The following is a 25,355-nucleotide window of genomic DNA, read 5'->3' as shown; positions in this document are numbered from 1 at the left end:
CGGGAAGTGATGGCCGGAAGCCTCGTCGCTTCCGGCAGGGTCCGCCTTAGTTCTTCTGCCAGCTCTTGACGAGTTCGTCGTAGTTGACAGTGATCGGCTTGTCCTTCTCGTTTTCGATCTTCAGCTGCGGTGCAAGGTTGCCCTTCGCGACGGCGTCCTTGTTCCAATATTCAAGATCGTGCTCTTCGGCGAGCTTCGGACCGATATCGCCCTGGACCTTGGCGCGTTCCAGGCGCTGCAGCACCTTTTCCTGTTCGGCGCAAAGCGAGTCCATTGCTGCCTGAGCCGTCTTGGCGCCGGAGGAGGCGTCACCAATCGCCTGCCACCAGAGCTGCGCGAGCTTCGGATAGTCAGGAACGTTCGTACCGGTCGGCGACCACTGCAGGCGGGCCGGCGAACGATAGAATTCGACGAGGCCCCCGAGCTTCGGTGCGCGGTCGGTAAAGGACTTATGATCGAGCGTGGACTGGCGGATGAAGGTCAGGCCGACATGGCTCTTCTTCACGTCGACGGTCTTCGATGTGACGAACTGGGCATAGAGCCAGGCGGCCTTGGCGCGATCGTCTGGCGTGGACTTCATCAGCGTCCACGATCCGGCATCCTGATAGCCGAGCTTCATGCCATCCTTCCAGTAGACGCCATGCGGGCTCGGTGCGAAGCGCCATTTAGGCGTGCCGTCCGCATTGACGACCGGCAGGCCTTCCTTGACGAAGTCGGCGGTGAAGGCCGTGTAGGTGAACATCTGCTGCGCGATCTCGCCCTGCGAGGGGACCGGCCCGGATTCGGAGAAGGTCATACCCTGAGCGGCAGCCGGTGCATAGGCCTTCATCCAGTCTAGATACTTCTGGATGGAATAGACCGCGGCCGGACCGTTGGTGTCGCCACCGCGCGCGACGCACGAACCGACAGGACGGGAGTTCTCGTCGACCTTGATACCCCATTCGTCGACCGGCTTGCCGTTCGGGATGCCCTTGTCGCCATTGCCGGCCATCGACAACCAGGCGTCGGTGAAGCGCCAGCCGAGCGATGGGTCCTTCTTGCCGTAGTCCATGTGGCCATAGACCTTCTTGCCGTCGACTTCGCGGCCCGTGAAGAACTCGGCGATGTCCTCATAGGCCGACCAGTTGACCGGCACGCCGAGATCGTAGCCGTACTTCGCCTTGAAGTCCGCCTTGTTCTTCTCGTCATTGAACCAGTCATAGCGGAACCAGTAGAGGTTCGCGAACTGCTGGTCCGGCAGCTGGTAGAGCTTGCCGTCCGGGGCCGTGGTGAAGGACTTGCCGATGAAGTCGTCGATGTCGATGCCCGGATTGGTGACGTCCTTGCCTTCATTGGCCATCCAGTCGGTCAGCGAGCGGGCCTGCTGATAGCGCCAATGGGTGCCAATCAGGTCGCTATCGTTGATGTAGGCGTCATAGATGTTTTCGCCCGACTGCATCTGAGTCTGCAGCTTTTCCACGACATCGCCTTCGCCGATCAGGTCATGGGTGATCTTGATGCCGGTGATGGCGGTGAAAGCCGGGGCCAGCACCTTGGATTCATATTCGTGGGTCGCGATCGTTTCGGAAACGACCTTGATGTCCATGCCGGCGAAGGGTTTCGCTGCATCGACGAACCACTGCATTTCCTTTTCCTGGTCGGCGCGGGGAAGCGTCGAGAGGTCGCCGACTTCCTTGTCGAGGAAGGTCTTCGCCTCGTCCATGCCGGCATAGGCCGAACCTGTCATCGCCAGCAGCAAGCATGCTGTCGTCGTCAATAAGTGCCGTCGCATAATATCCTCCCAAGGGTTTGCGATTGCAGTCACGTCTCAGGCGGCCAGTACCCCGGCCATCTGTCTTCTCCTTGCCGTCACACGTAGCGGAACACGCCGATGGCGTAGACTACGGAAATGGCAAGAGCCCACCACAGGTTGGGCCCAGCGAGCCCAAGCCATGCAAGATGAATGAAAGCGCTGCCCAGCAGCGAAATGAAAAGCCGGTCGCCGCGCGTCGTCTCGAAACGCAGCACGCCTGTGCGCGGCGAGCCGCCCGGCGAAAAATATTCCCAGCCGCTCATCGCGATCAGAAGCGCCAGGATCGTCAGGAAGAACAGCGCCGTCGGCAGCGTCCATGCCATCCAGGAAAATGTCATTGCGGTCTCCTCCTCAGACGCGGCCCAGGGCAAAGCCCTTGGCGATGTAGTTGCGGACGAAATAGATGACGAGCGCGCCGGGGATGATGGTGAGCACGCCGGCCGCCGCCAGCACGCCCCAATCCATACCGGAGGCGGAGACCGTGCGCGTCATGATCGCCGAGATCGGCTTGGCCGCCGTCGTCGTCAACGTGCGGGCAAGCAGCAGCTCGACCCAGGAGAACATGAAGCAGAAGAAGGCGGCGACGCCGATCCCGCTTGCGATCAGCGGCATGAATATCTTCACGAAGAAGCGCGGGAAGGAGTAGCCGTCGATGTAGGCGGTTTCGTCGATCTCCTTCGGCACGCCGGACATGAAGCCTTCGAGGATCCAGACCGCCAGCGGCACGTTGAACAGGCAGTGGGCAAGCGCCACGGCGATATGCGTGTCGATGAGCCCGAAGGCCGAATAGAGCTGGAAGAAGGGCAGCGCGAAAACGGCGGGCGGCGCCATACGGTTGGTCAGCAGCCAGAAGAACAGGTGCTTGTCGCCGAGGAAACGGTAACGCGAAAAGGCGTAGGCCGCCGGCAGCGCTGCGAGCACTGAAATTACCGTGTTCATCGCCACGTAGATGATGGAGTTAATGTAACCGCTGTACCAGGACGGATCGGTGAAGATGACGGTGTAGTTCCGAAGCGTCGGATTTTGCGGCCACAGCGAGAACGCGCCGGTGATCTCTGCATTCTCCTTGAAGCTCATGTTGATCAGCCAGTAGATCGGCAGGAGCAGAAAAAGGATGTAGAGCGTCGTGACCACCCAGGAGAGATTTCCTGCGGGCTTGTATTTCATTCTCGAACCCATGGGATCTCTCCTTTCTCAAGCGTTGGCGTCGCTGCTGGTCATGACTGTGTAGAAGATCCATGACAGCAACAGGATGATCAGGAAGTAGATGATGGACATCGCCGCGGCGGGGCCGAGATCGAACTGGCCGACAGCCATCTTCACGAGATCGATGGAAAGGAACGTCGTCGAGTTGCCGGGACCGCCGCCGGTGACGACAAAGGGCTCGGTATAGATCATGAAACTGTCCATGAAGCGCAGCAGCACAGCGATCAGCAACACCCGCTTCATCTTCGGAAGCTGGATATAGCGGAACACGGACCAGCGCGAGGCGCCGTCGATCTTGGCGGCCTGATAATAGGCGTCCGGGATCGAAACGAGGCCGGCATAGCAGAGCAGCACGACGAGGCTCGTCCAGTGCCAGACATCCATGACGATGACGGTGACCCAGGCGTCGACGGGATCGCGGACATAGTTGTAATCAAGTCCGATTGCTTCGAGCGTGTGGCCGAGCAAGCCGATATCGACGCGTCCGAAAACCTGCCAGATGGTGCCGACGACATTCCATGGAATGAGCAGCGGCAGCGCCATCAACACCAGGCAGACGGGGACGCCCAGGCCCGATTTCGGCATGTTGAGCGCGATGAAGATGCCGAGCGGAATCTCCAGCGCCAGAATTATAAAGGAGAAGAGCAGATTGCGCTGGAGCGCTTCCCAGAAGCGGTCGGAATGTAGGGTCTCGACGAACCAGTCGGTGCCGGCCCAGAAGAACTCATTGTTGCCGAACGTATCCTGGACGGAATAATTGACGACGGTCATCAGCGGGATGGCGGCCGAAAAGGCGACAAGCAGCAGCACCGGCAGGACCAGAAACCAGGCTTTATTATTCCACGTCTTCTGCATGGCTCAGGCCTCCCTGCCGACACGCCAGCTGTCGGCGTAAATGCTGATGGCGGACGGATCGAAAGTGACGCGGGCATCGGCGGGTATGTCGGCATCCTCGTGCACGATGATAGCAATCGGCTGGCCGGCGAAGCGGGCGCGAACGATCTTCTGCCGGCCGATATCCTCGACCTTGGTGACGGTGACCGGCATGCCTTCCCGCCCGAGACGGATGAATTCGGGGCGGATGCCGAGCTCGGTCTTGGAACTTCCTTCTGTCTTCGGCGCGTAATCGAGCGTCAGCACCTCGTCCCCCACCTTGACCACGCTGCCGTTAACCTGCGCCGGCATGACGTTCATACCAGGCGAACCGATGAAATAGCCGACGAAGGTGTGGCTTGGGCGCTCGAAGAGTTCGGCCGGCGTGCCGATCTGAACGATCTGGCCGTCATACATGACGACGACCTTCTCGGCGAAAGTCAGCGCCTCGGTCTGGTCGTGGGTGACATAAACCATGGTGAAGCCGAACTGCTTGTGCAGCCGCTTCAGCTGCGAGCGAAGCACCCATTTCATATGCGGATCGATGACGGTCAGCGGCTCGTCGAACAGAATGGCGTTGACGTCGTTGCGCACCAGGCCGCGGCCGAGAGAAATCTTCTGCTTCTGGTCAGCCGTCAGCCCCTGCGCCTTGCGCTTGGCCCAGCCGGCAAGGTCGATCATTTCGAGAATGTCGCGGACGCGCCGGTCGACATCGGCTTCCGCCACGCCGCGGTTGCGCAAGGGGAAGGCGAGATTGTCGTAGACAGTCATCGTGTCGTAGATGACCGGGAATTGGAAGACCTGCGCGATGTTGCGGCTCTGCGTCGAAAGATTCGTCACATCCTTGCCGTCGAAGAGGATGCGGCCGTGCGACGGCTGCAGCAGGCCCGAGATGATGTTGAGCAGCGTGGTCTTGCCGCAGCCGGAAGGGCCGAGCAGCGCATAGGCGCCGCCGTCGTTCCACTCGTGGTCGACTTCCTTCAGCGAATAATCCTTTTCCGTCTGCGGATTGGCTCCGTAGGCGTGGCGGATATGGTCGAGCGTAATGCGTGCCATTGTGCTCTCCTATGCCTTTGCGGCTGCAGCGACAGCGTGATCGACCGTGGCGATGGCGCGACCATCGGCGCCGAAGGCCAAGAGGTGGCGCGTATCGAGGAAGGCCTCGATCTCCATGTCAGGCTCGATGTCGTGAATGCCATGCGCCAGCATCACCCAGCGCACGCCGTCATATTCCAGATGGACGAAGCTCTCCGAACCGGTGATCTCGGAAACCAGCGTGCGTGCGTGCAGGCGGGCGGCGTCACCTGTCTGCGGCTTGAAGCCGAGATGATGCGGGTGAAACGCAACCGTGACCGGCCCATCCGGCACGGCGGCCAGATGCAGGGGCACGGGAAGTGCCGCTCCGCCCTGACGCGTGAAGACATTGCTCGACTTGGTGACGTCGAGCGTGTTCAGCGGCGGATCGGCGAAGATGCGGGCGGTGGCGAGGTCGGCGGGACGGCGGTAAACATCGATCGTCGGCCCGAACTGAGTTACCCGACCTTCATTCAGCGTCGCCGTATTGCCGCCGAGCAGGAGCGCCTCGGAAGGTTCGGTTGTGGCATAGACGAAGATCGCGCCGGATTGGGCGAAGATTTTCGGCAGTTCCTCACGCAGTTCCTCGCGCAGCTTGTAATCGAGGTTGGCGAGCGGCTCGTCCATCAGCACGAGGCTGGCATTCTTGACGAGCGCACGTGCAAGTGCGGTGCGCTGCTGCTGACCGCCGGACAGGTTGAGCGGCGTGCGATCGAGATAGGGCGTGAGCTTCAGAAGCTCGGCCGCCTTGCGCACTTCGCGGTCAACGGTGGCGGCATCCTTGCCCGATATGCGCATCGGTGAGGCGATGTTCTCGTATACGGTCAGTGCGGGATAATTGATGAACTGCTGGTAGACCATGGCGACGTTGCGCTTCTGCACCGGCATGCCGGTGACATCGGCGCCGTCGAAATGGACGGAGCCGGCGGTCGGACGGTCGAGCCCGGCCATCAGCCGCATCAGCGACGTCTTGCCCGACAGCGTCGGCCCGAGCAGGACGTTCAGCGTGCCGCGCTCGAGGACCAGATCGGTCGGATAGATATGATAGTCCGCGCCCACCATCTTGGCGGCGTTTCGCAGTTCCAGCATTCCGATTCCCGTGCCTCCACGCAGCGGGGACCACATGCCGCCTATCCGGCCATCGCCGGTATGGCAGCCATGTACTCCTCCAGTGACTGGGCCTGCTCCTTCGAAAGGCGCAGACCATCCTTCGTTCTCCTCCACAGCACGTCTTCGGCGTGCCGGGCCCATTCATGTTCGACGAGATATTTGACCTCGGCCTCGTAGAGATCGCCGCCGAACAGCCGCCCGAGGTCTTCGAGACCGCGGGCATCGCCGAGCAGCGTCGCAGCCCGTGTGCCGTAGCGGCGCACCAGCTGGCGGGCGTGCGCATCACTAAGGAACGGATAGCGCCCCTTCAGACCGGCGACCTCCGCCTCGTAGCCTCGGACCGGGAAATCGCCGCCGGGAAGATGACTTTTTGCCGTCCACGGAGCGCCCTTTACGCCGATCGCGGCGCCGATCTTCTCCAGCGCATGTTCGGAAAGCCGACGATAGGTGGTGAGCTTGCCGCCGAAGACGTTGAGCAGCGGCGCGGCCCCGCCTTCGCCCTCCAGCTTCAGCACGTAATCGCGTGTCGCCTCCTGCGCCTTTGAGGCGCCGTCGTCATAGAGCGGCCTCACCGCTGAATAGGTCCAGACGATATCTTCCGGCCTGACCGGCTCCTTGAAATATTCCGAGGCCGCATTGCAAAGGTAGACCGTCTCCTCCTCGGAAATCCGGACGTCCCGCGGATCGGCGGTATAGTCCCGGTCGGTCGTGCCAATCAGGGTGAAGTCGCCCTCATAGGGAATGGCAAAGATGATGCGGTTGTCGGGATTCTGAAAAAAATAGGCTCTCACATCGTCGAACTTCTTCTTCACGACGATATGGCTGCCCTGGACGAGACGTACGTGATGGGCCCCGTTCTGGCCGAAGGCGGAACGAATGACATGATCGACCCAGGGACCGGCGGCATTGATCAGCATACGGGCCTGGTGGCTGTCATTGCGGCCGGTAACCGTGTCGGTCGTTTCAATGTGCCACACGCCGTTCTCACGTCTCGCCGACACCACTTTGGTGCGCGGCATGATCGTCGCCCCCTTGTCGGCAGCGTCGCGGGCATTCAACACGACCATACGGGCATCGTCGACCCAGCCGTCGGAATATTCGAAAGCCCTCGTAAACAGCGCCTTAAGCGGCTTACCGGCCGGGTCCTTGCGCATGTCGACCACTGAAGTCGGCGGCAGCAGCTTGCGGCCGCCGAGATGATCATAAAGGAAGAGACCGAGCCGGATCAGCCAGGCTGGGCGAATGCCGCCCTTGTGGTAGGGAAGCACGAAGCGCAGCGGCCAGATGATGTGCGGCGCCATCGCCCAGAGGATTTCGCGCTCCATCAGCGATTCACGCACCAGGCGAAATTCATAATGCTCGAGGTAACGCAAGCCGCCATGAATCAGTTTGGTGGCGCCGGACGACGTGCCCGAGGCGAAATCGTTCATCTCCGCCAGCGCTACCGAGTAGCCGCGTCCGACGGCGTCGCGCGCAATGCCGCAGCCGTTGATGCCGCCACCGATGACGAATATGTCGTAAATCACCCGGCCCAAACTCCCCTCCGAGCCCACTGCAGATTTCGCATCGCACAAAATTTGCGCAATTGCGAAAGTGAGAACAGTTAAAACGAAAGAGATACGAATGTCAAACGAATGTTTGTGCCATAGGTACTTAAAAACGGCACCGGCAGGCGCCGCGCCCGCTTCCGCTAGGAAAAGAGAAATGAATCAAAAGATTACCTCGAATCGGCCGGAAACTCTGCCTTAACGCGGCCGGCTGTTCGTTTCGATCAGCTTCACGTTGTTTTCGAGACAGAGGTTGCGAATCGAAGGCACCGGGCAGTGATCGGTAATGAAAGTGTGAACCTGCGAGAGCTGGCCGATTCTCACCGGCGCGGTCCGTTCGAACTTGGTCGAGTCGGCTACGAGAATGACGTGCCGTGCATTGGCGATGATTGCCTGAGCGACCTTCACCTCGCGAAAGTCATAGTCGAGAAGGGCACCGTCCATGTCGATCGCCGAAGCGCCGATCACCGCATAATCGACCTTGAACTGGCGGATGAAATCGACGGCCGCCTCGCCGACGATCCCGCCGTCCGAACCGCGTACCACTCCCCCGGCGATTACGACTTCAATCGCCGGGAGCAGGCGTAACCTGTTGGCAACGTTTATATTATTGGTAATCACCATCAGCTCGTGATGATTGGCGAGAGCCTCGCCCACCGCCTCGGTCGTCGTTCCGATGTTGATGAAGAGCGAGGCGCCGCTCGGGATCAGCTCGACGGCAGCCATACCGATGGCCTGCTTCTCGGAAGCGGCAATCTGGCGGCGCGCCTCGTATTTGACGTTCTCGGTCCCGCTTGGAAATGTGGCACCGCCATGGATGCGTGTCAGCACCTGCGCATCACAGAGATCGTTCAGGTCCTTGCGGATCGTCTGGCGCGTCACCGAAAAGCGGGAGGCGAGCTCCTCGACCAGAACCCTGCCGCTCGATTTGGCAATCGCCACGATTTCCGTTTGCCGGTCGGTCAAGAACATGGGCGCCACACCTTTCGATCTGCTTTCGTTTTAAAGAAAGCGAACGCTGGCGCAATGTTAATCTGTCATACGATCGGCTTCGCGGCTTGAATTTGACGCTATCGCTTCCGCATCACGTTGACGACCAGCACGCCGAGGATCGCCATGACGCCTCCGACGGCACCCAGAGCTGTCGGCGTCTCGCCCAGCCAGAGGAAGCCGATCAGCGTGGCGACAGGCGGAACACCGTAGAGGAAATTGGACGCCCGCGCGGCCGTCAGCCGCTTCAACGCGATTGCCCAGGTGAGATAGCCGATAACTGTGGGAAAGATGACAAGATAGGCAACCGCCCAGTTCACTTCAGCCGGTGCGGCGACCAGTGCCTCGATCGTCGCCGGAACCGCCGGAAACAGCGGTACGGAGCCGATCAGCAGGATCCAGGCGGTAACGGCGAGCGCCGGCAGCCGCGCAAGCAGCGGCTTCTGCAGTACGCTGGCGATCGCCGAGCAGAGCGCTGCACCAAGAATCATGATCGCATTCGGATCGAGTCGAAAACCGTCGCCGGAGGCGAAAGCAATCAACCCCACGCCTGCGAAGGAAACCGCGGTCCCCACCCAGCCCCAACGGCCGAAGCGCTCGCCGAGCGCGAATGTGGCAATGAGAGCGGTGAACACCGGCATCGTGTTGATGATGAAACTCGCCGGCCCCGCAGCGACGGTTTGCTCGCCGGTATTCAAGAGAACCGCATAGGCGGCAATGAAGAGCACCGCCGCAACGGAAAGGCGAAAGAAATCGCGCCTTTGCGGCATCGGCCGATAGATGGCGAGATAGAACAATGCGATGACGCCGGCTGCCACATAACGCGCCGTCGCCAGCTCGATCGGCGTCAGCGGACCGAGACAGACCCGGATCACGGCGAAGGAGGAAGCCCAGAAAAGGATGGTGACGACGATTGCGGCAAAGGCCACAAGGTCGAACCTTCCCTGCCGTTCCGTCAAAACCGGTGCGCCTGTCGCCATGCTCATTTTAGCCTCCATAGATGCTCGGTAAGGAAGGATTATGCCGCCGAAGCATGCTTGAAAAGCATCGCAATCGATGATCAAATGTGCGTATGGTTCACAGCTCGCCCGTCCTGCCTCCGCTCGATACGCTTGAAACCTTTGCTCGCGCCGCCCGTCTAGGATCGTTTTCCGCCGCGGCCGAAGAAAGCGGCATCACCCATGGCGCAGTGTCGCGGCAGGTCTCGCGATTGGAGCGCTGGATGGGCGTGCGCCTGTTTGCCCGCGAAGCCCGCGGCGTACGCCTGACACCGGAAGGCATGCGGTTTTTCGCACGGGCGGAGGAGGCCCTTGCGCTGCTCGGCAATAGCGGCGAGCGCTGGCTGCCTCGGCCCAGCAAGGCCGTAGTGCGCCTTTCCGTTACTCCGTCCGTCGCCTCTCTATGGCTGTTTCCGCGCCTGGCAAAGCTCGAAGGAAACGAGCTGCATGTCGAACTGACGCTTGAACACCGGCTGGCGGACTTCGGTGAAGGCACGGATCTTGCCGTTCGTTGCGGCAAGGGGCCGTGGGCCGGCGTGCGTGCCCTGCCGCTCTGGCAGGAAAAATCCTTTCCGATCGCCGCCCCGGCGCTGGCAGCGCGGCTTGGCCAGCGCTCGGATGCGCTTTCGCTGCTCAATCTGCCGATCCTTCACGACTCCAATATCGAAGGCTGGCGCCGCTGGCTCGCGCGTGAAGGGCTCGACTATACGCCGCGCGGTCAGGACCGCCGCTTCGAAGATTACAATCTGGTCATCGATGCCTGCGCGCAAGGGCTCGGCGTTGCGCTTGCACGGCCGCCGCTGTCGGATGCCGTGCTTGCCGACGGGCGCGTCGTCGCAGTGTCGCAGCGCACCCTCGATTCCCATGTCGCTTTTCATCTGATCCGGCCGGACGACGCACTGAGAAGCCCCGCCATCGAATTCGCCAGCCGCTTCCTGCGCGAAGCCGGTCATGACGAGGCGGCAATCAACGGCTTTATCGCACCCGGCAGGCCGAAAGCGTAAACAGAGGACGCGCCGCCCCGCACATTCGCTGTCCTCTGGCTAGTAATGAAGTGGAGCCGCATGGGAGATTACGATCGGCCACCCCGGTCACTCTACAGGAAACTTCAGGCGCATTTCCTTCGCCAGCTCGAAGCCAGCGCTCCGATAGACCGGTTCCCCCGCATCTGAGGCATGGATGACGGCGGTCGTGCAGCCGATGGATTTCAGATAATCAACGGCCCTGGTCGTCAGCGCCAAAGCGATGCCGCGCCGGCGAAAGGCCTCCGCGACATAGACCGACCAGATGTAACCGTGCAACCGCTGCTCCGGCCGAATGACTTCCGGAAACGGCGATTGGTGCAACTGGCAGGATACGGAACCGGCGATTACACCGTCTACAATGGCCAGGAACGAGGCGAGACGGCGTTCCTCGCGACCACTTCTCAAAAACGATAATATCCGCGCCACCGCGTCCGGCCTGTAATGTTCCGGCGGCGTGCCATAGCTGTCCCAGATTTTCAGATAGTGCCTGACCAGGATCTCGTCCTCGTCGAGCGTTGCAATTCGGATATCCATCGTTTCGGCGCCAGCGCTAAGCCATTCCAACAAGCTCGTGACGCCCCCGTCGCGTCGCGGCAGGGGCGATAGAACCCGTCAATCCGCCGGGGTCAGTGTCATCGATGCGCTGCCGGCCGCAACGTTGAGGCCGAGCTGGCCTGTGAGGCTAAGCGTCTGCAGATGGATGGAGCCGGAGGTGCCGCCGACCAGGAGGTTGGCCCCGACACCGGCGCCAACCGTCGCCTCTGCGCTGGCGCCGACATAGAGGCCGGCGAGCGACCCGCGGTGATAACCAGCCGTTGGCGCAAACACCGCCCAGATCAGGCGACTGCGCGTGGTGAATCCGAGGTCGATGCCAAGCTTTCGCACCTCGCCGGTGTAGTGATCGAAAAGCTCATTGCCGACGATGGACTGAAAGACGCAGTCGGCTTCCTTGGACGAACCCAGCACATAACCCGTGCCGCCGCCGATATCGCAAGTGAGATAACCGATCTTCACGCCGTTGCGCAGGTCCGGCTCTTCATATGTTCTGGTGACAGGGTCGGCGGCATTGACCGCCCCCGCGCCGACCAACGTCAACGATACCGCGGCAAACGCCGCCGCAAGAGTTTTTTTCATAAGTCTCTCCTTCTCAAATCGTGACGGGAACACCCGGCTGACGGCACCGGATATCGGAGGGGACCGCAGGCGCCGTTTTCGCGTCGCGTGTCAAAGCGCGTGGAAGGCGCAAGCGACAGGTCTACGGTTCAGCCCCATTGGGACATTTCGAAGGCATTTACGACCGGCATGCGGCCTTTCGCGATCTTGTTAGGAATGGTTGCAGGAAAAACACATTTTCTCGGAGCGAGTTTCGCGCCGTCCGTAGGGCGGCCATCAAGAAAAAGAAAAACCCGGTGATAATTATCACCGGGTTTTATACTGTATCAATCTTCGCTATACTCTGCGCATGAAGCGCATAACAAGCGAGACGACGAACAACACCAGGAAAATGAAGAACAGAACCTGGGCAATGGAAGCTGAAGCCCCTGCGATGCCGCCGAATCCGAGGACGCCGGCAATCAAGGCCACAACGAGAAACACCAGAGCGTAGTAAAGCATCGCAATCTCCTTTTACGTTGCTGCTGACATAACGGAGACCGCCCGCTTTGGTTCCCTGCCTCTCGCGGCTGTCGGATGGAACGCCGCATGGCGTCTTTCAGCCGAAATGAAAGACGCCGCTGTACATCCGGTCGCCCTCAGTCGGCTCGGGAGGTTCGGCGGCATCGAGATAGGCCTTGAGCGGCCCGGTCAGTACGAACCAGATACTTGCCCCGAGCATGAAACAGGCGCCCACCGGATCGTCTATGCGGGCGATGAACGGAAGGCAGGCGGAGGAGAACAGCACGATGATCCTGACCGACCATTCTGCTTCCCGTTTGGCAACGGCGCGCGCCCTCGATGACTTGTATTCGCGGGCGCCATAAGCGCTTCCCCCTGCCTTGACCGCCAAAAACAGTTTTTTGGCGGACGGCAGGGCCAGCATGATCAGCGCGGCGATGCTGAGCGCGAAAGGCTTGCCCACCATGACCTGCACGCTCGCGATTAGCAGAAAGGACAGCACGACGAGATTCCATGTCGGCTCCAGCAGCTCCGGCGACTGCCGCGTGCGGATGTGCCATTGCCGCAGCAAGCCTGCAGCGCCGTTCAATAACGGCTGATCGATATAACGATTGATCCAGTCCATGCTGATGCGCCCGCCCCGATTGTCTGAAGAAGGCCCGAACACCACGGAAATGGGTCATCATCGTGGCAGAGCGCCGGCAATATCGGCGAGCGCTGTTCTTCGCCCCGATAAATGGCCTTCCCAACCGCCGATAAAGCTATCTGAGCTCCTGTGCGACTTCCCAGACATGGCCCGATGGATCGGCGAAGGCTGCCGTTCGGCGCCCCCAGGGACGATCGGCCGGACCGTTGAGCAAGGCTACTCCAAGTCTTCGTAGCTCCGCACAGACCTTATCGACGTCGTCGACCCTGATCGTCAGCAGGATGCGCGCGCCGGAACCTGATGCCGCCACGGCCGATGGTTCGACCAGCTGCGGCGCCTGTATTGCCTCGAGCAGATTGATCATCGCTCCCGAAAATTGAAGAACCGAGCATACCGCGTCCTGATAGGCGACGTCGGCGGCGAAAATCTTTTGATAGAAAGTCCTGGCGTCGTCGATCTTTTCGACGAACAGCGTGACCACCTCGATCGCGGCTGGCAGCATGGCATCATCCTCCGTGGCTCCGGCCGCTCAGCAAATGCGCCGAACGGCCTTCTGCTGGTCGTTTCGGACTCGATGATTTCGACATGCCGGCGGAAGAATAGCCGTTCAGCTCCGAAGCCCGGGCGCCTCGTGGCCGGTACGCGCCACATATTCAGTATAGCCACCGCCATATTGATGGACACCCTCCGGCGTCAGTTCCAGCACGCGGTTGGAAAGCGCGGCCAGGAAATGCCGGTCGTGCGAGACGAAGAGCATGGTGCCCTCATATTGCGAGAGCGCCTTTATCAGCATTTCCTTGGTATCGAGGTCGAGATGGTTGGTCGGTTCGTCCAGCACGAGCAGGTTCGGCGGGTCGAAGAGCATCATAGCCATGACCAATCGGGCCTTCTCGCCGCCTGACAGCACCCGGCACCTTTTCTCGACATCGTCGCCGGAAAAGCCGAAACATCCGGCGAGCGCCCGCAAAGGCCCCTGCCCTGCCTGGGGAAACCGATCCTCCAGCGATTGGAAGACCGTGCGTTCGCCATCAAGAATATCCATCGCATGCTGGGCGAAATAGCCCATCTTGACGCTCGCTCCAACAGCGACGCTGCCTTCATCCGGCGTGGTGGTTCCCGTCACGAGCTTCAGCAGTGTCGACTTGCCGGCGCCGTTGATGCCCATGATGCACCAGCGCTCCTTGCGCCGCACCATGAAGTCCAGCCCCTCATAGATCCTTCGGCTCCCGTATTTCTTATGAACGTTCTTCAGGTTGACCACGTCTTCGCCGGAGCGCGGGGCCGGCTGGAACTCGAAGGCGACCGATTGGCGGCGCTTGGGCGGCTCGACCCGGTCGATCTTCTCCAGCTTCTTCACGCGGCTCTGCACCTGCGAAGCATGCGAGGCGCGCGCCTTAAACCGTTCGATGAACTTGATTTCCTTGGCAAGCATCGCCTGCTGGCGCTCGAACTGGGCCTGCTGCTGCTTCTCGTTCTGCGCCCGCTGCTGCTCGTAGAATTCATAATCGCCGGAATAGGCCGTCAGCGTACCCGCATCGATCTCGATGATCTTATTGACGATGCGGTTCATGAACTCGCGGTCGTGCGAGGTCATCAGCAGCGCCCCTTCGTAACCCTTCAGGAAATCCTCGAGCCAAATGAGGCTTTCGAGATCCAGATGGTTGCTCGGTTCGTCCAGCAGCATGACGTCTGGGCGCATGAGCAGGATGCGGGCAAGCGCCACGCGCATCTTCCAGCCGCCCGACAGCGCGCCGACGTCGCCGTCGATCATCTCCTGGCTGAAGCTGAGACCTGCGAGCACCTCGCGGGCTCGGCCCTCGAGCGCATAGCCGTCCAACTCCTCGTAACGCGCCTGCACCTCACAGTAACGCTCGATGATCTCCTCCATGTCGCCAGCCTTGTCAGGGTCGGCCATGGCGGCCTCGAGCTCGCGCAACTCCGCCGCGACGATGCTGACCGGGCCGGCGCCGTTCATCACTTCGGCGACGGCGCTGTGGCCGGCCATTTCGCCGACGTCCTGGTTGAAGTAACCGATGGTCACGCCCTTCTCACAGGAGACCTGGCCTTCGTCGGGCTGCTCTTCACCGTTGATCATTCGGAAGATCGTCGTCTTGCCGGCGCCGTTGGGGCCGACGAGGCCGATCTTCTCGCCTTTGTTGAGGGCTGCCGATGCCTCGATGAAGAGGATCCGATGGCTGAGCTGCTTGCTGATATTCTCGATACGAATCATGGTGTGCTGCGGGGGTCCGGGAAAGTTTCGGCGCCCTTATGCCACGCATGGAAACGGCAGGATAGGCCCCGTTGCCCGCCCTCTCGATCTCCGAGTTTCGATTGGATAGTATCGTGGCCTGCGCTGATAAGGAATTCGTGCCAATGAGCGTTCGCCCGCCACAGTCTTTCCGACAATCTCAGCAGGATGCCAGCGGCTTCAACGTCCTCGAATACGAGCTGATGTCGGCGCGCGCCGACGCGCTCGGACGCCACGGGCTGAAGGTGGAGAAAGCACTTGCCGCCTTGAAGGCCTGGACGCCTGAGCGCCAGAGCACGGCGGAGCGCGAGGGGCTTATCAATGAGGCATCCGACGCCGTCTGGGCATTCTTCATCCAGCGCGAGATCTGCGGGCTCAGAAACAATCGCGATGCCATCCAGCGCTACGGCATCCCGAATGAGGTGATCGCCAGATTGGGCGCAGTACGAAAATAAACGTGCGGCGAGACCGCGACCTCCCTCCCCTATTGTGTGGAAATCAACGGCGCCAGAAGATATGGCTCTGGTACCGAACCAGTGTGAAAGGGAATTGCGATGCCAAGCTCAATCCGGATCGGCAATCAGGATCTCACCGTCGACGTCTCTTCCCTCGGCGCAGAGATGCAAGCACTCACCACCAACGACGGACGCTCCTGGTTGTGGACGGGCGACGCGACCTTCTGGACAGGGCGCTCACCGATCCTGTTTCCGATCGTCGGCAAGGCTCCGGACGACCAAGTCGCAATCGACGGCACGGTCTATCCGTTGGCTCAGCACGGGTTTGCCCGGCGCAGCGAATTCGCCCTCGCAACCTCCACGGCAACGACCTGCCGGCACGAGCTTGTCGCCTCCTCGGCCACACGGGCGGTCTACCCGTTCGAGTTTCTGCTTGCCGTGGAACACGCGGTCGAGGGTCGCGCTTTGACCGTCACTGCCGAGGTCAGCAACCGCGATCAGAAGGCGATGCCGTTCGGCTTCGGCTTCCACCCGGCCTTCGCCTGGCCGCTGCCTGCTGCTTCCCGGCGCGCCCACACCATCACGCTCGACAATCAGGGTGAGCCCGAGCTCGTGCGGCTGGAGAGCGGCCTCATCAATCCGGCGCCGCTATCTTCACCCTTCGACAAAGGCCGGCTGGTGCTGGATCATGCCATGTTCGACCAGGATGCAATGATCTTCCCGAAAGGCGCGGGCGAAGGACTGCGCTACGGCGCCGAAGGCGGACCTAATTTGCGGTTCCATTTCAAAAACCTGCCCAATCTTGCCCTATGGACGAAACCAGGCGCGCCCTTCATCTGTGTCGAGCCATGGCACGGAACGGCCGCTGAAGCTGGAGCGTCGAGCGAGCTGTCGCGGCGGCCGTACACCAACATATTAGCGCCTGGCGCGGCCACGCGCTTCGCCTTTACCGTCGAGATCCTCTAACGGTCCGCGCCCTCAGTTCGGCGGAGCGTCCAGCGCATGCAGGATGCCGCGAAGCTCGGCGAGCCCGCGCATGCGGCCAATAGCGGGGTAGCCGGGCGTGACTGTTTTGTTGAGATCGTCGAGCATGCGGTGGCCATGGTCCGAGCGGAAGACGATGGTATCCTGAGCACCGCGGCGGCGGTCTTCGGCGACAAGTTCCCTGAGAACCGCAACCATGTCGACATCGCCCTCCAGATGCGCGCTTTCATGAAATGTTCGGCCATCGCCCTCTCGCGTCGTAGCGCGCAGATGGGCAAAATGGATACGCGAGGCAAAACGGCGGGCGATCGCCGGCAGGTCGTTATCGGCGCGCACGCCGAGGCTGCCGGTGCAATAGCACATGCCATTCGCCTCCGATGGCACCGCATCGAAGAGAGCGGCATAATCATCGGCCGTCGAGGCGATGCGCGGCAAGCCGAACAGCGACCGCGGCGGATCGTCGGGATGCAGTGTCAGCTTGACGCCGCGTGCTTCGGCGGCCGGCGTCACCGCCTCCAGGAATTCGATCAGATGCCGGCGCAACCTTGCGGCATCGATGCCGCTATAAGCGACAAGCTTTTCCCGGAAAGCCGGAATTGTCAGAGGTTCAGTGGTCGAGCCCGGCAAAGCCGAGGTGATGATACGGGTGATCTCGGCGATCTCCTCCTCCGACATCGCCTCGAAGACAGCGCGCGCCCGTTCGCGATCCTCATCGGAATAGTGTCGTGCCGCATCCGGCCGTTCCAGAATGAAAAGATCGAAGGCCGCAAAACGCTCGTGATCGAAGCGCATGGCGGTGGCCCCGGTCGGCGTCACGAAATCGAGTTCGGTGCGGGTCCAGTCCACCACAGGCATGAAATTATAGCAGACAATCGGAATACGGCAGGCGGCGACCGCTTCGAGGCTGGCGATCCACGCCTCGATTTCAGCCTTCGCCTCTCCGCCCTTGCGCTTGACGGCATCGGGGATCGGAATGCTTTCGACGACCGACCAGACGAGCGGCGAGCGATCGGCCGGCGTCGTCTCGATCAGGGACTGGCGTTCGCGCACTTCCCTTTCCGTCCAGGCCCTGCCGATCGGCACCTGATGCAGAGACGAGACGATGTTGGTCGCGCCCGTTTGACGGACTTCATCGAGCGTCACCGGTGCTTCCGGCCCGAACCATCTCCAACCTTGTCGCATGCTTAATCCTTTCCTCGCCTTTCGCTTCGTGTTTGGCCTGCCGTCAGCAGAAATAATCGGGGTAGCGCAAGCGCAGTTCGTTGACGTCGGGAATGACCGCGCTCAAGTGATGGATCATCGCGGCGCGCGCAGCCGCAGCATCATGGGAGGCGAGCGCGTCGCGAATGGCCGTATGTTCGCACACAACATTGTCCATGCGCCCCAGCGCCGGCAGCGCCAGCCGCCGCGCCCGGTCGATCTGCACCTTTACCGTCTTCAGAATCGCCCAAATGCCGGGATAGCCTGATATCTGCGCGATCGCCTCATGAAAGGCCTCGTCCTCCTCGTGGAAGTTCGAGACGTTGCCGACAGCGGCATGCGACCGTTGCCGGCCGATGATGGCGTCCAGAACGGCGATATCGGCAGCGGTGGCGGTTTGGGCCGCAGTCTCGACGGTCGCGCCCTCGAGAGCCTTGCGCACGACCACCGCCTCGGGGATCGCCGCGACCGGCACACGCGATACGACGGTGCCTGACTGCGGATAGATGTCGACCAGCCCGCCTTCAGAGAGCCTGAGCAGCGCCTCGCGGACGGGCGTACGGCTCACGCCGAAGTCCTCGGCGATCCGCTTTTCCTGCAGCAACAGTCCAGGCGCCATCCTGAGCGAAACGATGTCGGCATAGAGACGCTCGTAGATGGCGCCTGCCGTTGTGACACGGCGCAACTTGCGACCGACTTCCTGCGAAATCGAGACCGCGAGCGCTTCGGTTTCTGAGGCCTGCCGCATAGCAATACCCGGAATGATCGAGTTCTGGCATACTAGTATATCAGCCGAGGCGCGTTGCCAAGGCGTGTGGGGCGATAGAGCAAAATTCCGAAGTTCGTCGTCGTTAACAGCGTCCTTCAATTCTGATCCAGGCTCCATGTTGGAACTTAGAACAGCCGAATTGGTTGAGATCCAAGCAAGGAGCCGCCGATGAAGAACCCGGAACGACGCAAGAAAAATGAAAGCACGGCCGATGCCACGCGGCTGGAGGAGTCATCCCCAACCGGTGCGCGCAAAGGGAAGATGGCGCGGCAAGCGACAGGCGAAGCCGACGGACAGCGCATCGATTCTTCGGCTGCTGCCCGCGAGGCGGAGATCCGCAAAAGAGCATATGCGCTGTGGGAGAAGGAAGACAGGCCGGAGGGCAAGCATTGGGATCACTGGACCCGCGCGGAGCAGGAGCTTGATGCGCGGTATGGCGACGCAGACAATCCTCCCCGGCTGGAGGCGGTGCGAGAGGCCTTGCGCGAACATAGCGACGCTTTCCTCGTCAAGACGGATCTCGAAGACGCTGATCAACGCGAAGCCTCACCCGGCACACGCGAGCAGGATTGAAATTCAGCCTTTTGAGGCAATTCAGGAAAGGTCCCGAGATGGTCGATAAACGAGATTTGGACGCCGGATTCACCGGCACACCCGTCGAGCCGCCGGAAGGACTGGCGAAAGTTGCCCAGTCTGCGGCCAGCGGGCTGAAACGCGAAGTCTATGCAGTCACCACCGGGGCCAGAAACCACCCGCACACCGCAAGCGCATTGTTGCTCACGGTCGGTCTTGCGGCGTTCGGGTTCGGCTATCTCCTTGGTCGATCATCGCTGGAAAGCTCGGCTCGCCTCTGGCGATAGCGGCACTAACGAAGTGGCTGGCGTGACTGAATATCGCTGTTCAAAATCGGCCCGGTCGGAATAATGAAAGAACCAGACCCTGTGCTCGAAGCGCGTTCCCTCTGGAGATGCGCCTCGATGACCATCTTCTCAGCAGCTCGCACCTCAAACGTGTTTTCTGATCGGAGCAGCTTTTCTATTGCAGGGCGTTACCGCCCATCGTCGAGCAATGCATCGGGGTTTGCTGTTGCCGGAATACGACAGTAACAAAAGCGCGAGTTCCGGCCACGTTCACGGCTTGACAGTGGTGACAACGGTCCTTAGCGAGGCTGCATCAGCGACACCTCAGGACCAGCATAGTGAATTATTTCAGGCAACTCGTGATTGCGGTGCTTCATCCCGGTAACGGGGCTGGAAGCGCGCTTGATCGAACCAACGGCATTGCGGTCTTTCTCTTTGCGATCCTGCCCGGCCTTTCGCCCAACTTTAACTCCTTTATCCTCCTTGGGTCGATGGTATCGGGGCTCTATTGTCTGGCGAGGGCCCGCTTTCCTCTGAAGTTATCGAAGTCCGACCGAGTGGTTGCCATTTGCATGACGATCTACCCGGTGGTGATGATCGTCAGCATATTCGTCAATCCGCCTTTCTCCGAAGAACTGGACTGGATTTTCCGACTCCTACCTTTCTTTTCGATCTGGCTGATTTTGCCGCGTATGCGTCAATCTCCCGATGGCCGCCTTGTGTCGCTCTTTATCCTCGGCGCGGGTCTCGGCATGATCGTTACTTTTCTTTTCAGCCTGCTTCAGGTCCTGTTTCTGATGCCCAGGGCAGAGGCGGGAACCTCGAACGCGGCACTGCTGGGCGTTATCGGCATTCTTTTCGGCGGCGTCGCGCTGCTCAACATTCAATCCCCCAAAAGCATGGAGCAAAAAATCGCGATATTGGGGTATGCTGCGGGGCTAGGCTGCGCGCTGCTCTCCGGAACGCGTTCGGCCTGGCTGGTCATCCCCGTCCAACTCGTCATCTTTCTCTGGTATTTTCCAAAACACCGCTTTCAATTCAGTCTGCGCAGCCTCGCTATAACCGGTTCTGTCCTATTGTTGGGGCTTCTCGCCCTGGGCAGCGACCAGGTTGTCTATCGCGTCCGTGAACTCCAGGACAATCTGTCAGCACTCGAAAGCGCCCATGGCGACATCACCTCGCTGAGTGCGCGGGTCGCTCTCTACAAAGGCGCGCTATCTGCAATCACCAAGGATCCGTTGACCGGCTATGGTCCGCAAAACCGGATGACTGCAGTCTTGGCGGAGGTCCCTGAGGGCATAAGGCAGCAGTTGCCCTATTCGCATGTCCATAACGGCTTTCTCACAGCAGGCATTGACGCCGGCCTTGTCGGAATCGCGGCGCTTTCGCTGCTGCTCCTGACGCCTGTGATCGCCGCGTGGAAAAAGGAACCCGGCCCTAGCCGGGACCTAGCCATGGCGCTCGCTCTTCTGCTCACCAGCAGCTACATTATTACTGGCAGCTTCGGCATCATGTTCAACCAAAAGGCACTGGATCCGATCTTCGCCTATATGGTCGCCCTTATTTGCGCGGATCGGGGCAGCACACGCTTTGCGCCCGTGGTCCGAAGCTGAGCCTGCGCTTCAGGCCGCCGTATTGGTTTCGGCACCGGTGAATGCCAGATCCGAAACCTCACCTGTTGAAGAATAGCCGGAAACAAGTTCTGCCAAGGTCGCGCGCGCCGCGACCATATCGTTTCGATCCAAGGCCGCATTGAGCGAGTTGAGCTTCTTCGAAAGCTCCGGCCAGAGCAGGAAGTCCTCGCGCGCCTTCATGATCCGAGGATGTTCGGTTGTCTCAGGGTTATCCCCGATCAACAGTTCTTCATAAAGCTTCTCGCCGGGCCTCAGGCCGGTAACGGAAAGCTCGATGTCCCCCTCGGGATTATCCTCGTCGCGGACGGTCAATCCGGAAAGCTCGACCATCTTGCGGGCAAGATCCGCAATGCGAACGGGCTCGCCCATATCGAGCAGGAAAACATCCCCGCCCTCGGCCATGGCGCCTGCCTGAATGACAAGTTGCGAGGCCTCCGAAATCGTCATGAAATAGCGGGTTATTTTCGGATGTGTCAGGGTAACGGGACCGCCTTCCTTGATCTGCTGCCGGAACAGCGGCACGACGGATCCGGAGGAGCCGAGGACGTTTCCGAAGCGGACCATGGAGAAACTTGTCCGTGCCCTGTCATTGGCCGGTTCTGCCGCAAGCGCCTGCAGAACCATCTCCGCCAGCCTTTTGCTGGCGCCCATCACATTCGTCGGGCGCACGGCTTTGTCCGTGCTGATCAGCACGAAATTGGAGACGCCGCATTTGCTCGCCGCACGCGCGGTGATCAGCGTTCCCATAACATTGTTCTTGATGCCTTCCACGGCATTGTGTTCGACGAGAGGAACATGCTTGTAAGCCGCGGCGTGATAGAGCGTCTGCGGTCGCCAGCTCTGCATGATATGTTCCATGCGATCCTGATCGCGGACAGAACAGAGGATCGGGACGATCTGCAGGCTTTCCTGCTCGTAAAGCTCGGCCAGCTTCAACAATTCGGCATGAATATTATAAAGCGCAAACTCGTTCTGATCTAAGAGGATAAGGCTCGAAGGCGCATTGCGCAGGATCTGCCGGCACAGTTCGCCGCCGATCGAGCCGCCGGCGCCCGTGACCATCACCACCTTGTTGCGCATCGCCTTGTCGAGCAGTTCCTGCCGCGGTGCAACCGCTTCCCTTCCCAGCAGGTCCTCGATCTCCAGCTCGCGTATGTCGGAAACGGCGACACGCCCCTGAGCAAGCGCGGTGAGATCCGGCAATGTTCGAACATTCACCCTGGCTTTGCGGATGCGTTCGAGGATTTCATTGCGCCGCTGCCGCGATGTGGAGGGAAGAGCAAGAAGCACGTTGTGCACGCCAAGCGCTTCGGCAAGCACCGGAAGATCCGACGGGTCATAGATCGGCAGACCGCCCATGATGCCGCCCTTAAGGCGGGGATCATCATCAAGATAACCGATGACATTGAGTTCGGCGCTGTTCGTCAGAGCGCCGGCGAGTTGCCGTCCGGCATTTCCTGCCCCATAGATCAGCACCTTGTCGAGCGTATTCTGGTGCAGGATGCGCTGATAGGTATCGCCGAGCCAATAACGGATGCCCAACCGTGACAGACCGATCGCGATCAGCAGCAGGAAGGGCTGGAGAATGCCGACGGTTCTCGGAACGCCCGGGACGCTGAGCGCCGTGAATATCGTCATGAAGGCGACGCCGTAGATCGCGATCGCCTTTAGAACGGCAATAAAAGCGGCCATGTTGGCATAACGGAAGATCGCCCGATACATGCCCATGACGATGAAGATCGGAAGGGCCATGCACAAGGAAACGAAGACCGGCAGCCACTGCACGCCGGTTAGGACCGTCCATTCGTTCAGACGGAAGCAATAAGCCAACCAGATCGTCAGGACACAAAGACTGGAATCCACCATCAGGGCGAGCGCGCGCTTGGCAGCACGCGGCATCGCCAGCAGAGGGGCGACGAGTGCCTGCATCGGCACTAAGAACCATGCTGAGCGTGGCGTCTCAGTGGGGGTATTTTCAGGCATTGCTTCCCAGCGTCTCGCGGATCAATCAGACAACCACCTTCTTGTCATTTTCTACAACGAGCGCAACTGAAATAATCGGAAATCAAAGTCTTCCGCACCGCTTATCTATCAGAAGTAGGTAACTTAATGCTTTATTCCCCTACGGCGGATTACCTTCTCGGCCGTCAGAAACAGGATGCGCATGTCGAAACCGATCGAGCGCCGCTCAAGATATTCGGCATCGAATTTCACCTTCTCCGGAATCGGCAATTCGTCACGCCCGTTGATCTGCGCCCATCCGGTCAATCCGGGCAGGAGTTTGTCTACGCCGCGGGCCGTCCGCAACTCGATCAAATCATACTGGTTGTAGAGCGCCGGGCGTGGGCCGACGAAACTCATTTTGCCAGCAAGGATGCACCAGAGCTGGGGCAATTCGTCGAGGCTGGATTTGCGCAGAAACGAACCGATGGGCGTCAGAAACCGATCGGGGTTTTCGAGCAGATGTGTCGCGACCGTCGGCGTGTCGACGCGCATGCTGCGGAATTTCGGCATCAGAAAGATCTGATTGAAACGTCCGATACGTTTTGACCAGTAGAGGGTCGGTCCCGGCGACGTTAATCGGACACTAACCGCGACTAAAAGGATCGGGACGAGCAGAATGACCGACACGACCAATGCCAGGAAAAAGTCCACCGCCCTTTTCAACCCCATTCCCCGCATGTCTTCCATTGCCCCACCAGCGGATTCCGCCATATGCCACCGCGCCGTATCGTCAAAAAGGCGTTTCGCGTCAACTCCATCCGGCGCCGTTTCTTCATGGACCCCGCCCGGCCGAGCATCGATCAAATCCTGCCCTCGCCTCGCCAACTGAGACTTATAGGCCTTTGATCTCAAAGGAAGAAGATGTTAATCAGAAGTTATCTGCCGGTTTGTTTCCGTCACTTTCCGTTAACCATAACCTCGCTGCGAACAGCAGTATGGAATTTTATCCTGTCTTGCCCCTGATCGGCGAATTGGCACGGGCAAGCGCCATCAACATCGGTCCGATGGCAAATTCGCCTCTTTCGGCGCGACGGGTCAGGTCACGGAGGTAACCGCCGGCGGAATTGATGTGCCCTGCCCTTTCGAGCACGCAGGCCATGACGGTAGCGGCGGTTTCAGGGCCCATCACTTCGCAGGCCTGTTCATAGGCCGAGGGGCTGACTCCGAGCATCGAGCGAACGACAACAGCCGCCGCCATCAGATCGCGCCATGTGCCCACCGAGCCCTGCGGTCCATAAGCGCCGATCTCGGGGCATGCCTGCAGCACTAGGCCCAGCGGGAAGGATTTGAGTCCGCCGCTAGCAGTCGAGGCTGAGCTTTCAGCCGGCACAGGCCCGCCCCTCCCTTCCTGGGTCGCTGTTCGGCCCATCGGTTCGGCCCAACCTTCCGATCGATTATCCGCCGTTGCGCCCTGCTTCGTTCCGAAGCTTGGTTCAAGTTCAGTAATGGAATGTGGATTTGAATTCTGTATGTGCCGCTCAGAATGTTGGGCATTGCCGCTTTGATTTTGAGCTTTAACCTGCATTTCCAACTGATTGATGATCTCCTCGCGCAGCAGTTCCAGTTCGTCGAGCGCGGCGGCGGCCTCCGTCGCGGATGGCGACCGCGGCAGCTGTTCGACCGCACTCCGGAAATGCAGATGATAGCCACTCCAATCGCCGGGGGCCCCCTCTTCCACGGCCATCTCGATCAGCTTGGCGATGTCGCGCCGGCAGAGCGTCAGGCGCTCCTTGAGCCGCTGCAGTTGCAACCGTTCGGCAGCCACCTCCGCCGCGAGCCTCTCGACCTCGTCAGCGCGCGCGAGCAGCGGCGCCAGCGAGAAGCCAAATGCCTCACCGATCTCCCCGCCCTGCTCCCGGCGGGCATAACGCTTGCCGTTCGGGCTGTCCTTGCGGATCAGCAATCCGGCCTCGATCAATGCGGCCAAGTGGCGACGGATTGTCTGCTCCGCCATGCCATGCGCGCGAAGAGAAAGCTGCGCATTGGAGGGAAAAACGACCAGCCCGTTGTCCTCGCAGAGCTCTCCCTTGGGATAAAAGCTCAGCAAGGCGTTCAGGATGGAGAGCGCCCGGTCGGTAATGCCGAGCAGCGGCCTGGCTTCACACAGGGCGCGATAGAGTTTCCATTTATCAATCGATCGGCCGGGCTCGATCTTTCGCGCAACCGCCTGGCTTGCCAACATGCCAAACGTCATCGGCCGCCGCCCGAATGGCGTCGTCACACTTCCGCTTTCCATTTTCTTCGCCTTCTTCAAGGCAAAAGATCACAGCTCACCAAATTCGGTGCCAAAGACTCTTGACTATGATTCGCGGAAATGTGATTCTCT

General features: G+C 60.5%; 25 protein-coding genes and 1 pseudogene. 6 read left to right on the top strand and 20 right to left on the bottom strand.

Going from position 1 to position 25,355, the window contains the following annotated elements; translation table 11 throughout:
* Positions 1-46: 46 nt before the first annotated feature.
* The 9 genes from FFR93_RS30295 to FFR93_RS30255 all read right to left on the bottom strand — a co-directional run bounded on the left by FFR93_RS30295 (position 47) and on the right by FFR93_RS30255 (position 9,590).
* Complete coding sequence (locus FFR93_RS30295; RefSeq protein WP_064709983.1) at positions 47-1,771, bottom strand: ABC transporter substrate-binding protein; 1,725 nt, start codon at positions 1,769-1,771, stop codon at positions 47-49.
* 77 nt (positions 1,772-1,848) lie between these two features.
* Positions 1,849-2,130, bottom strand: a complete 282-nt coding sequence (locus tag FFR93_RS30290) for a DUF2160 domain-containing protein (protein ID WP_064709984.1) — start codon at positions 2,128-2,130, stop codon at positions 1,849-1,851.
* Between the two features lie 13 nt (positions 2,131-2,143).
* Complete coding sequence (locus tag FFR93_RS30285; RefSeq protein WP_064709985.1) at positions 2,144-2,971, bottom strand: carbohydrate ABC transporter permease; 828 nt, start codon at positions 2,969-2,971, stop codon at positions 2,144-2,146.
* A 15-nt stretch (positions 2,972-2,986) separates the two neighbouring features.
* The gene (locus FFR93_RS30280; RefSeq protein WP_064709986.1) at positions 2,987-3,853 is read right to left on the bottom strand and encodes a sugar ABC transporter permease; all 867 of its coding nucleotides are present in this window, start codon (positions 3,851-3,853) and stop codon (positions 2,987-2,989) included.
* Between the two features lie 3 nt (positions 3,854-3,856).
* Positions 3,857-4,927, bottom strand: coding sequence for an ABC transporter ATP-binding protein (locus FFR93_RS30275; RefSeq protein ID WP_138395882.1), 1,071 nt, complete (start codon positions 4,925-4,927; stop codon positions 3,857-3,859).
* Between the two features lie 9 nt (positions 4,928-4,936).
* A complete protein-coding gene (locus tag FFR93_RS30270) occupies positions 4,937-6,034 on the bottom strand; it encodes an ABC transporter ATP-binding protein (RefSeq protein ID WP_138395881.1) in 1,098 nt (365 codons plus the stop codon).
* Positions 6,035-6,075: 41 nt separating this feature from the next.
* The gene (gene glpD / locus FFR93_RS30265; protein WP_138395880.1) at positions 6,076-7,590 is read right to left on the bottom strand and encodes a glycerol-3-phosphate dehydrogenase; all 1,515 of its coding nucleotides are present in this window, start codon (positions 7,588-7,590) and stop codon (positions 6,076-6,078) included.
* A 210-nt stretch (positions 7,591-7,800) separates the two neighbouring features.
* Positions 7,801-8,574 (bottom strand): DeoR/GlpR family DNA-binding transcription regulator, encoded by a 774-nt coding sequence (locus FFR93_RS30260; protein WP_064709990.1) that lies wholly within the window; start codon positions 8,572-8,574, stop codon positions 7,801-7,803.
* A gap of 98 nt (positions 8,575-8,672) precedes the next feature.
* Complete coding sequence (locus FFR93_RS30255) at positions 8,673-9,590, bottom strand: DMT family transporter (protein ID WP_138395879.1); 918 nt, start codon at positions 9,588-9,590, stop codon at positions 8,673-8,675.
* A gap of 74 nt (positions 9,591-9,664) precedes the next feature.
* Here FFR93_RS30255 and FFR93_RS30250 point away from each other — a divergent pair, with 74 nt between their 5' ends.
* Entirely contained in the window at positions 9,665-10,594 is a 930-nt protein-coding gene (locus FFR93_RS30250; RefSeq protein WP_138395933.1) for a LysR family transcriptional regulator, read from the top strand.
* Positions 10,595-10,681: 87 nt separating this feature from the next.
* Here the strand turns inward: FFR93_RS30250 and FFR93_RS30245 are convergent, their stop codons facing one another.
* The 6 genes and pseudogenes from FFR93_RS30245 to FFR93_RS30220 all read right to left on the bottom strand — a co-directional run bounded on the left by FFR93_RS30245 (position 10,682) and on the right by FFR93_RS30220 (position 15,105).
* Positions 10,682-11,149 carry a GNAT family N-acetyltransferase gene (locus tag FFR93_RS30245; RefSeq protein ID WP_138395878.1) on the bottom strand — a complete coding sequence of 156 codons (468 nt, stop codon included), beginning with the start codon at positions 11,147-11,149 and terminating at the stop codon, positions 10,682-10,684.
* Between the two features lie 78 nt (positions 11,150-11,227).
* Positions 11,228-11,749, bottom strand: coding sequence for a DUF992 domain-containing protein (locus FFR93_RS30240; RefSeq protein ID WP_064709994.1), 522 nt, complete (start codon positions 11,747-11,749; stop codon positions 11,228-11,230).
* 315 nt (positions 11,750-12,064) lie between these two features.
* Positions 12,065-12,229, bottom strand: coding sequence for a DUF1328 domain-containing protein (locus tag FFR93_RS30235; protein ID WP_003571841.1), 165 nt, complete (start codon positions 12,227-12,229; stop codon positions 12,065-12,067).
* Between the two features lie 97 nt (positions 12,230-12,326).
* Positions 12,327-12,915, bottom strand: a pseudogene (locus FFR93_RS30230) (hypothetical protein).
* A gap of 75 nt (positions 12,916-12,990) precedes the next feature.
* Positions 12,991-13,377 (bottom strand): VOC family protein, encoded by a 387-nt coding sequence (locus tag FFR93_RS30225; protein WP_138395876.1) that lies wholly within the window; start codon positions 13,375-13,377, stop codon positions 12,991-12,993.
* Between the two features lie 105 nt (positions 13,378-13,482).
* A complete protein-coding gene (locus FFR93_RS30220; protein ID WP_138395875.1) occupies positions 13,483-15,105 on the bottom strand; it encodes an ABC-F family ATP-binding cassette domain-containing protein in 1,623 nt (540 codons plus the stop codon).
* A gap of 143 nt (positions 15,106-15,248) precedes the next feature.
* Here FFR93_RS30220 and FFR93_RS30215 point away from each other — a divergent pair, with 143 nt between their 5' ends.
* On the top strand, positions 15,249-15,578 hold the full coding sequence (locus FFR93_RS30215; protein WP_064709997.1) for a DUF6665 family protein: 330 nt from the start codon (positions 15,249-15,251) through the stop codon (positions 15,576-15,578).
* A 99-nt stretch (positions 15,579-15,677) separates the two neighbouring features.
* Positions 15,678-16,544, top strand: coding sequence for an aldose 1-epimerase family protein (locus tag FFR93_RS30210; protein ID WP_138395874.1), 867 nt, complete (start codon positions 15,678-15,680; stop codon positions 16,542-16,544).
* 12 nt (positions 16,545-16,556) lie between these two features.
* On the opposite strand, the gene uxuA is transcribed toward FFR93_RS30210, so the two are convergent.
* Both uxuA and FFR93_RS30200 read right to left on the bottom strand, forming a co-directional pair.
* Positions 16,557-17,744: a mannonate dehydratase gene (uxuA, locus tag FFR93_RS30205; RefSeq protein WP_138395873.1), complete on the bottom strand. Its 1,188-nt coding sequence runs from the start codon at positions 17,742-17,744 to the stop codon at positions 16,557-16,559.
* Positions 17,745-17,787: 43 nt separating this feature from the next.
* On the bottom strand, positions 17,788-18,510 hold the full coding sequence (locus tag FFR93_RS30200; RefSeq protein WP_138395872.1) for a GntR family transcriptional regulator: 723 nt from the start codon (positions 18,508-18,510) through the stop codon (positions 17,788-17,790).
* A 189-nt stretch (positions 18,511-18,699) separates the two neighbouring features.
* Between FFR93_RS30200 and FFR93_RS30195 the strand changes: the two genes are divergently transcribed.
* The 3 genes from FFR93_RS30195 to FFR93_RS30185 all read left to right on the top strand — a co-directional run bounded on the left by FFR93_RS30195 (position 18,700) and on the right by FFR93_RS30185 (position 21,004).
* Positions 18,700-19,104: a DUF2934 domain-containing protein gene (locus FFR93_RS30195; protein ID WP_138395871.1), complete on the top strand. Its 405-nt coding sequence runs from the start codon at positions 18,700-18,702 to the stop codon at positions 19,102-19,104.
* Between the two features lie 38 nt (positions 19,105-19,142).
* Complete coding sequence (locus FFR93_RS30190; RefSeq protein ID WP_138395870.1) at positions 19,143-19,391, top strand: hypothetical protein; 249 nt, start codon at positions 19,143-19,145, stop codon at positions 19,389-19,391.
* Positions 19,392-19,729: 338 nt separating this feature from the next.
* Positions 19,730-21,004: an O-antigen ligase family protein gene (locus FFR93_RS30185; protein ID WP_138395869.1), complete on the top strand. Its 1,275-nt coding sequence runs from the start codon at positions 19,730-19,732 to the stop codon at positions 21,002-21,004.
* 9 nt (positions 21,005-21,013) lie between these two features.
* Here FFR93_RS30185 and FFR93_RS30180 read toward each other — a convergent pair whose 3' ends face one another.
* The 3 genes from FFR93_RS30180 to repC form a co-directional block, all read right to left on the bottom strand.
* Positions 21,014-23,008, bottom strand: coding sequence for a nucleoside-diphosphate sugar epimerase/dehydratase (locus tag FFR93_RS30180; RefSeq protein WP_138395868.1), 1,995 nt, complete (start codon positions 23,006-23,008; stop codon positions 21,014-21,016).
* Between the two features lie 123 nt (positions 23,009-23,131).
* A complete protein-coding gene (locus tag FFR93_RS30175) occupies positions 23,132-23,698 on the bottom strand; it encodes a sugar transferase (protein ID WP_138395932.1) in 567 nt (188 codons plus the stop codon).
* A 274-nt stretch (positions 23,699-23,972) separates the two neighbouring features.
* Positions 23,973-25,265 (bottom strand): plasmid replication protein RepC, encoded by a 1,293-nt coding sequence (gene repC / locus FFR93_RS30170; RefSeq protein WP_138395867.1) that lies wholly within the window; start codon positions 25,263-25,265, stop codon positions 23,973-23,975.
* Between the last annotated feature and the right edge of the window lie 90 nt (positions 25,266-25,355).

Origin of the sequence: Rhizobium sp. MHM7A, assembly GCF_005862215.1 — a bacterium.
GTDB lineage: Bacteria > Pseudomonadota > Alphaproteobacteria > Rhizobiales > Rhizobiaceae > Rhizobium > Rhizobium bangladeshense.
Note: the sequence above shows the minus strand (reverse complement) of the source record. Positions and strands in the feature narration are given on the sequence as shown.

Coding starts and splice junctions, on each gene's coding strand:
- FFR93_RS30225 (WP_138395876.1), bottom strand. CDS start 13,377: ATGCTGCCAGCCGCGATCGAGGTGGTCACGCTGTTCGTCGAAAAGATC.
- FFR93_RS30220 (WP_138395875.1), bottom strand. CDS start 15,105: ATGATTCGTATCGAGAATATCAGCAAGCAGCTCAGCCATCGGATCCTC.
- FFR93_RS30195 (WP_138395871.1), top strand. CDS start 18,700: ATGAAGAACCCGGAACGACGCAAGAAAAATGAAAGCACGGCCGATGCC.
- FFR93_RS30180 (WP_138395868.1), bottom strand. CDS start 23,008: ATGCCTGAAAATACCCCCACTGAGACGCCACGCTCAGCATGGTTCTTA.
- FFR93_RS30215 (WP_064709997.1), top strand. CDS start 15,249: ATGAGCGTTCGCCCGCCACAGTCTTTCCGACAATCTCAGCAGGATGCC.
- FFR93_RS30200 (WP_138395872.1), bottom strand. CDS start 18,510: ATGCGGCAGGCCTCAGAAACCGAAGCGCTCGCGGTCTCGATTTCGCAG.
- FFR93_RS30295 (WP_064709983.1), bottom strand. CDS start 1,771: ATGCGACGGCACTTATTGACGACGACAGCATGCTTGCTGCTGGCGATG.
- FFR93_RS30260 (WP_064709990.1), bottom strand. CDS start 8,574: ATGTTCTTGACCGACCGGCAAACGGAAATCGTGGCGATTGCCAAATCG.
- FFR93_RS30275 (WP_138395882.1), bottom strand. CDS start 4,927: ATGGCACGCATTACGCTCGACCATATCCGCCACGCCTACGGAGCCAAT.
- FFR93_RS30250 (WP_138395933.1), top strand. CDS start 9,665: ATGGTTCACAGCTCGCCCGTCCTGCCTCCGCTCGATACGCTTGAAACC.
- repC (WP_138395867.1), bottom strand. CDS start 25,265: ATGGAAAGCGGAAGTGTGACGACGCCATTCGGGCGGCGGCCGATGACG.
- FFR93_RS30255 (WP_138395879.1), bottom strand. CDS start 9,590: ATGGAGGCTAAAATGAGCATGGCGACAGGCGCACCGGTTTTGACGGAA.
- FFR93_RS30285 (WP_064709985.1), bottom strand. CDS start 2,971: ATGGGTTCGAGAATGAAATACAAGCCCGCAGGAAATCTCTCCTGGGTG.
- FFR93_RS30240 (WP_064709994.1), bottom strand. CDS start 11,749: ATGAAAAAAACTCTTGCGGCGGCGTTTGCCGCGGTATCGTTGACGTTG.
- uxuA (WP_138395873.1), bottom strand. CDS start 17,744: ATGCGACAAGGTTGGAGATGGTTCGGGCCGGAAGCACCGGTGACGCTC.
- FFR93_RS30280 (WP_064709986.1), bottom strand. CDS start 3,853: ATGCAGAAGACGTGGAATAATAAAGCCTGGTTTCTGGTCCTGCCGGTG.
- FFR93_RS30290 (WP_064709984.1), bottom strand. CDS start 2,130: ATGACATTTTCCTGGATGGCATGGACGCTGCCGACGGCGCTGTTCTTC.
- FFR93_RS30210 (WP_138395874.1), top strand. CDS start 15,678: ATGCCAAGCTCAATCCGGATCGGCAATCAGGATCTCACCGTCGACGTC.
- FFR93_RS30235 (WP_003571841.1), bottom strand. CDS start 12,229: ATGCTTTACTACGCTCTGGTGTTTCTCGTTGTGGCCTTGATTGCCGGC.
- FFR93_RS30175 (WP_138395932.1), bottom strand. CDS start 23,698: ATGGGGTTGAAAAGGGCGGTGGACTTTTTCCTGGCATTGGTCGTGTCG.
- FFR93_RS30245 (WP_138395878.1), bottom strand. CDS start 11,149: ATGGATATCCGAATTGCAACGCTCGACGAGGACGAGATCCTGGTCAGG.
- FFR93_RS30190 (WP_138395870.1), top strand. CDS start 19,143: ATGGTCGATAAACGAGATTTGGACGCCGGATTCACCGGCACACCCGTC.
- FFR93_RS30270 (WP_138395881.1), bottom strand. CDS start 6,034: ATGCTGGAACTGCGAAACGCCGCCAAGATGGTGGGCGCGGACTATCAT.